We start from the raw sequence: 7,359 nt of genomic DNA on the forward strand, positions 1-7,359 counted from the left end.
GGGGTTCTCCTTCGAGACGGCCAATGGTCTCTCCACGCTAACCGAACCGGCGGCCGAACCCCGGTCGGGGGCCGGCCGCCGGCGGCAGCGTGCTCAGCGCGTCGACGCGCTGGGCACCGGCAGCTCGACGAGCCAGCGGCGCAGGGAGTCCGCGGTGGTGCCGGCGTGTTCCGCCATCATCGTGCAGTGGTCGCCCGGCACCTCGGCGGTGTCGATGTCCGTCGGCCAGACCGAGCGCCAGTCGGTCAGGCCGGCGGTCGGCGCGTCCGGCGCGCCCGGCACGCAGCGGTCGGGGCGCACCAGCAGCGTCCTGGCCCGCAGGGGCCGCGGTCGCCAGTCGTGGAACATGGCGGCGTAGGCGCCGAACGCCGTGACCGTGGTGAAGTCGAGAGCGGCGAACTCCCGCCTGCGCCCGACGAGTTCGTAGCCGAGGGCGGCGCGGAACCGGAGCGGCATCCGGTCCCGGATGTAGCTGTCGAGGAGGACCACACCGGCGGGCGACGCACCCTCGCTCTCCAGCCGTTCCGCGACCGCGTGCGCGACGGGCCCGGCCGAGGAGTAGCCGAGGAGCGTGAAGGGCCGGTCGACGACCGGGCGCAGCGCCTCGACTAGGGAGCTGATCAGGATCTCCCGGCTGGCCGCCAGCGGCTCGCCCCGCCGGAAGCCGGGCAGGGCGAGGACCGAGAGGCCGACGCGGCCGCGCAGCCGTTCGGCGAGCGGGGCGAACTGGGCGGGGCCGTCGACCGGTGCCAGCGGGGGCAGGGCGATCAGTTCCGGCCCTCCGTCACCGGAGGAGAGCCGGGTCAGGGGCGGCGCCGAGAACACGGCGCGGTACGGTGCGTCGAAGCGTTCCCGGAGGGCGGCGGCGCTGGCGAGCAGCGTGTCCGCCTGCTCGTCCTTGCCGTCGAGGACGAGCCTTCGGTACAGCTCGCCGGGGCCCGGGCCCTGCCACTCGTCGGCGCCCGGGTCGGGGGCGGCCGCCGTGTCGGGTCCCACCGGTGCGGCCGTCGCGATGTCGGCGACCGCGCCGGCCAGGCTCCGGGCGAGTGCCTCCGGGGTGGGATGCCGGAAGGCGAGGGTCGCCGGCAGCCGCAGCCGGAGCGCGCCGCTGAGGCGGTTGCGCAGCTCGATGGAGGTGAGTGAGTCGAATCCCAGCGCCTGGAAGGACCGCTCGGGCTCGATGGCCTCGGGCCCGGGGTGGCCGAGGACGACCGCGGTCTCGGCGCGCACCACCTCCAGCAGGATCGTGTGGCGTTCTGGCTCGGGTGCCGCGGCGAGTCGGGCGCCCAGGTCGGACGCACCGGGCAGGGTGCGCGCCGCCGGGGCGGCGGGCGCCCGGCGGGCCAGCCCCACGAGCATGTCGGGCAGGGTGTCGCCGGCCGCGGCGTCGCGCAGGGCCTCGCCGTCGAGCCTGGCCGGCACCAGGTGGGCGTCGGCCCGGTCGAGGGCCTCGTCGAGCAGGGCGAGGGCGCGGTCGGTGGGGAGCGGGGCCACTCCGACGCGGCGTACCCGGGCCACGTCGGCCGCGTCGAGTGAATCCGTCATGCCGCTCGGCTGGGCCCAGGGGCCCCAGGCCAGGGCGGTGGCGGGCAGGCCTGCGAGGGCGCGGCGCGCGGCCAGCGCGTCGAGCGTGGCGTTGGCCGCCGCGTAGTTGCCCTGCCCTGGGCCGCCGAGCACACCGGCGACGGAGGAGAACAGCACGAACGCCGAGAGGTCCGACCCTCGGGTGAGCTCGTCCAGATGGGCGGCGCCTCCCGCCTTGGGCGCGAGGACGGTGTCGATGCGGTCCGGTGTCAGGGTCTCGATGACGCCGTCGTCGAGCACGCCCGCGGTGTGCACGACGGCGGTCAGGGGGTGCGTGGCGGGGACCTGGCCGAGCAGTGCGGCGAGTTGGGCGCGGTCGGCGGTGTCGCAGGCCGCGATCGTGACCCGGGCGCCCCTGGCGGTCAGTTCGTCGCGGAGTCGGCGCGCCCGCGGCGCCTGGTCGCCGCGGCGGCTGGCGAGCAGCAGGTGCCGCACGCCGTGCCTGGCGACCAGGTGGGTGGCGACCTCGCCGGCCAGGGTGCCGGAGCCGCCGGTGATGAGGACGGTGCCCTCCGGGTCGAGGGGCCGGGGGACGGTGAGGACGAGCTTGCCCGTGTGCTGTCCCTCGCGCATCAGCCGGAAGGCCTCGGGTGAGCGCCGGATGTCCCAGGCGGTGACCGGCAGCGGGTGCAGCACGCCGCGGGCGAAGAGGTCCCGCAGCTCGGCGAGGAGCCCCCTGAGGTGGTCGGCGCCCAGCTCGGTGACGAGGAACGCCTCGTAACCGACGCCGCGGTGGGCCTCGGCGACCCGCGCGGGGTCGCGGACGTCGGTCACGCCCATCTCGACGAACCGGCCGCCCGGTGCCAGCAGGCGCAGCGTGGCGTCGACGAAGTCACCGGTGAGCGCGTTGAGCGCCACGTCGACGCCACGCCCCTCGGTGGCCCGGAGGATGGCCGGTGGGAAGTCGAGGGTCCGTGAGGAGGCCATGTCGGTCGCCGCGATGCCGGCCGAGCGCAGCAGGTGCCACTTCTCGGGGCTCGCCGTGCCGAGGACCCGCGCTCCGAGGTGTCGGGCGATCTGGGTGGCCGCCATGCCCACGCCGCCGGCGGCGGCGTGCACCAGGACGGTCTGTCCCGGTCGTACGTCGGCGAGGTACCTGAGCGCGTGGTAGGCGGTGAGGAACGCCATGGGCACGGTGGCGGCCTGGGCGAAGGTCCAGCCCTCGGGGACGGGCAGGACGAGCCGGTGGTCGGCGACCACCTGGGGGCCGAGGGCGGAGGGCCACAGGCCCATCACCCGGTCGCCGGGGGCGAGTCCGGTGACACCGGGGCCGACCTCGGTGACCACGCCCGCGCCCTCGGCGCCGAGCGGGCTGGCGGTGGGCAGCATCCCGAGGGTGTTGAGGACGTCACGGAAGTTGAGGCCGGCCACCCGCACGGCGACCCGGATCTGCCCGGTGGTCAGGGGCGCCTCGGCCGCCGGGTGGGGTACCGGGCGCAGGGCCGTCAGGCTGCCGGCCCGGCCGGGTTCGAGGCGCCAGGCCCCGGTCTGCGGCGGGACGAGCCGTTGCCCGGTGGCGCGGGTGAGGCGCGGCACGTGGCACCGGCCGTCGCGGACGACGAGTTGGGGTCGGTCGTCGTGCAGCGCGTGCGGCAGCGTGCCGGCCGAGGCGGGGGTGCCGTCCCAGTCGACGAGCCGGAGGCGGCCCGGGTGTTCCGCCTGGGCGGCCCTGACCAGGCCCCAGACCGCCGCGTGGGCGGGGTCGACGGGCTCGGGTCCCGCGGCGGCGACCGCGTGCCGGGTGAGCAGCACGAGGCGGGAGGACGCCCATCGGTCGTCCTCGAGCCACCGCCTGATCTCCGGCAGGGCGGCCTTCACCTCGGTCGACGGCTCCGCCGCCGGCCGTGACCCGACGCACCGGACCACGGTGTCGGGGGGAGCGGTGGCGCCCGCGTCGATCGCCGCGGAGAGCGTGGCGAGGTCGGGGTGGTGGGCGGCCAGGTCGGCGATCGGTTCCCTGGGGTCGCCGACGAGAGCGAGGCGACCGGCAGGCGCCGGGGCGAGGTCGCCCGCCGACAGGGGCCGCCAGTCGACCCGGTACAGCGCGTCGCCCGGTTCGTCGAGCGCCGCGTCGAGCTTGGCGGTGGTCACGGCCCGCATCACGAGGGCGTCGATGGAGCCGACGGCGTTCCCCCGGTCGTCGGCCAGGCTGACGGCGAAGCCCTCGCCCGAGGCCGCGGGGGCGATCCTGACGCGGAGCCTGTCGGTGTTCGGCGGGGAGAGCCGCACCCCGTTCCAGACGAACGGCAGCCGCGTCTCCCCCACCACGTCGAGGCCGGCCGCGTGCAGGGTGCTGTCGAGCAGCGCGGGGTGCATCAGGTAGGCGCCGGCCTGCTCGCGCAGCCCCTCGGGGAGTTCGACCTCGGAGAAGGTCTCGTCGCCGCGTCGCCAGAGGCGGACGAGCCCGTGGAAGGCCGGTCCGAAGGTGAAGCCGCACTCGGCGGAGCGCGCGTAGGGATCCTGGCCGTCGAGCGGGACGGCGCCGGCCGGCGGCCACTGGGTCGTCGGGGCCGGTTCGGGCGCCGGCCCCGACGCGGTGCCGGCGGGGGTGCCGGTGGTGGTGACGGTGCCGGTGACGTGCCGCACCCAGCGGACGTCGGGGGCCGCGTCCAGCGGCCGTGACTCCAGGGTGACCGCCCGGTGGCCGGTCGGTCCCGGCTCGTCCACGGTGAGCCGCACGACGGCGGTGGCCCGCGCCGGCAGCAGCAGCGGGTTCTCCATGGTGAGTTCCTCCACCACCGGGCAGCCGGCCTCGCGGCCCGCCTGGAGGGCGAGTTCCACGAAGACGACGCCCGGGACCACCACCCGGCCGAGCACGACGTGGTCGGCGAGCCAGGGTGCGGTGGTGGTGGAGAGCCGCGCGGTCAGTTCGAGGCGGCCGGTGACCGGGTCGCGCACCACGGACTCGATCAGCGGGTGCCGCGTGGCCGCGGTCGCGAAGGTGCCGGCGGTGGGCCGCGTGGCCGGCCAGTGGCGGTGGCGGGTGAAGGCGTAGGTGGGCAGGTCGAGGGGGCGCCACGACGCGTCGACGTCGAAGGCGCGGGTCCAGTCGACGGCGAGGCCGTGCAGGAACACGCTGGTCAGGGCGGTGTCGAAGTGACCGCGTGCGGTGCCGCCGCCGCGCTGGACGGCGACGGCGAGGGTGCCGGGCTCGCCGGGGAGGCTCTCCAGCACGGCCGGCGTCAGGACGGCGTCGGGACCGATCTCCACGAACGCCGTGACGCCCTCGGCGCGCAGCGTGCCGACCCCGTCGTGGAACCTGACGGGCCGCCGGATCTGGTCGAGCCAGTACTCCGGGGTGGCGAGCAGGCCGGGCTCGGCGACGCGGCCGGTGAGGTTGCTGACCAGCGGGATCTCGGGCTCGCCGAAGGACAGGTCGCGCAGCGCCTCGGCGAAGTCGCCGAGCATCGGCTCCATCAGGGGGGAGTGGAAGGCGTGCGAGACCGGCAGCCGGCTGGTGGGCACGCCGCGGTCGGCGAAGATCCGCGCGACGCGCGTCACGCTCTTCTGGTGGCCCGAGATCACCACGGACGAGGGCCCGTTGACGGCGGCGATCACCGCGGGGCGGGCGGCGGTCGAGTGGGCGGCGAGTTCGGCGGCGACCTCCCGCTCGGTGGCCGCGACGGCCACCATCGCGCCGCCGGACGGCAGTTTCTGCATCAGCCGGGCGCGGGCGGCGACCAGCCGGGCCGCGTCGGGCAGGGACAGCACGCCGGCGAGGTGGGCCGCGGTGATCTCGCCGAGCGAGTGGCCGAGCAGGAGGTCGGGGGCGGCCGGCACCCAGGTGCGCCAGAGCCGGAACAGGGCGGTCTGGTAGGCGAAGTGCGCGGGCTGTGCCGCCCCGGTGCCGCGCAGCGCACCGGTGCCAGGGGCTCCGTCGGCGCCGAGGACGGCGTCCCACACCTTCGTCGGCAGCAGTCCTTCGAAGGCGGCCCGCGCCTCGTCGAAGGCCGCGGCGAACACCGGGTGGGCGGCGTACAGTTCGCGCGCCATGCCGGGGCGCGCGGCGCCCTGGCCGGTGAGCAGCAACGCGGTCTTGCCGAGGCTCGGCGCGGCGACGCCCGTCGCGAGGGCGGGGGCGGGCGATCCGGCGGCCAGCGCGGCGAGGGCGGCCCGCGCCTCGTCGGCGTTCCGGCCGCGGATCACCGCCCGGTGTTCGAAGGCGGTCCTGGTGGCGGCCAGCGCGTGGCCGATCTCGGCCGGTTCCGGCCGGGGTTCGCCGGCCAGTCGGTCGAGGAGCCGTCGGGCCTGGCCGCGCAGCGCGCGTGGTTCGCGGGCCGAGAGCACCCAGGGCACGGCGGTGCCGGGGGTGGCGGTGACGCCCCGGGGCGGCGAGGGCTCCTCGTCGGACGGGGCCTGTTCGACGATCAGGTGGGCGTTGGTGCCGCTGATGCCGAAGGCCGAGACGGCGGCGCGGCGCGGCCGGCCGGTCTCCGGCCAGGCCCGTGCCCCGGTGACGAGTTCGATCGCGCCGGAGTCCCAGTCGACGAGGGGGGTCGGCCGGTCCACGTGCAGGGTCGGGGGGACCCGCCGGTGCCGGATCGCCTGCACCATCTTGATCAGCCCGGCCACGCCGGCCGCGGCCTGGGTGTGGCCGATGTTGGACTTCAGGGCGCCGAGCAGCGCGGGCCGGTCGGCGGGCCGGTCCTGGCCGTAGGTGGCGAGCAGCGCCTGGGCCTCGATCGGGTCGCCGAGCCGGGTGCCCGTGCCGTGCGCCTCCAGCACGTCCACGTCGGCGGCGGTGATCCCGGTGGCGGCCAACGCCTGGCGGATGACGCGCTGTTGGGAGGGCCCGCTGGGCGCGGTCAGCCCGTTGGAGGCGCCGTCCTGGTTGACGGCGCTGCCGCGGACGACGGCGAGGATCCTGCGGCCGTCGCGGATCGCGTCGGAGAGTCGTTGCAGGAGCACCAGGCCGACGCCCTCGCTGAGTCCCGGGCCGTCGGCGGCGGCGGCGAACGCCCGGCAGCGGCCGTCCCTGGCCAGGGCGCCCTGCCGGGAGAAGGAGTTGAACTCGGCGGGCTGGGTGAGCACGGTGACGCCGCCGGCCAGCGCCATGTCGCACTCGCCGCCGCGCAGCGCCTGCGCGGCGAGGTGCACGGCGACCAGCGAGGAGGAGCAGGCGGTGTCGATGGTGACGGCCGGCCCCTCGAGGCCCAGGGTGTAGGCGACGCGGCCGGAGAGCACGGAGATGGTGCCGCCGGTGACGCCGAACCCGGCGGCCTCGCGGGCCGGGTACCAGCCGGACTCCAGGTCGGCCGCGCTCACGCCCACGTAGACGCCGGTCCTGCTGCCGCGCAGGTCGGCGGGGACGACCGCGGCGTGTTCCAGGGTCTCCCAGGCGGTCTCCAGGACGAGGCGCTGCTGCGGGTCCATGACCGCGGCCTCGCGCGGGGAGATGCCGAAGAACTCGGGGTCGAAGGTGGTGGCCCGGTCGAGGAAGCCGCCCTCGAAGGGAGTGGGGCGGCCCTCGCGCGCCGCGTCGGGGCCGTAGACCGTGGACCGCTCCCAGCCGCGGTCGGTGGGGAACTGGTCGATCGCGTCGACGCGGTCCTCGACCAGGTCCCAGAGGGCGTCGGGCCCGTCCGCGCCGCCCGGCAGATGGCAGCCCATGCCGACGATCGCGATCGGCTCCGTCAGCCGTGACTCGACCCGCGCCAGTCGTTCTCTGGTCGTGCGCAGGTCGGACATCGTCTTCTTGAGGAAGTAGCGGAGCTTCTCCTCGTTCTCCGGATCGCTCACCGACTTGTGTGCCGAACTTGGCATGACAACAAACAC

The 7,359-nt window shown here is 76.4% G+C and carries 1 pseudogene; it reads right to left on the reverse strand.

The window, feature by feature from the left end:
• Positions 1-93: 93 nt before the first annotated feature.
• Positions 94-7,296: pseudogene (locus tag ACYVPE_RS11315) on the reverse strand (SDR family NAD(P)-dependent oxidoreductase); the annotation flags it as partial.
• Between the last annotated feature and the right edge of the window lie 63 nt (positions 7,297-7,359).

This window comes from Streptomyces mayteni (genome assembly GCF_054783955.1).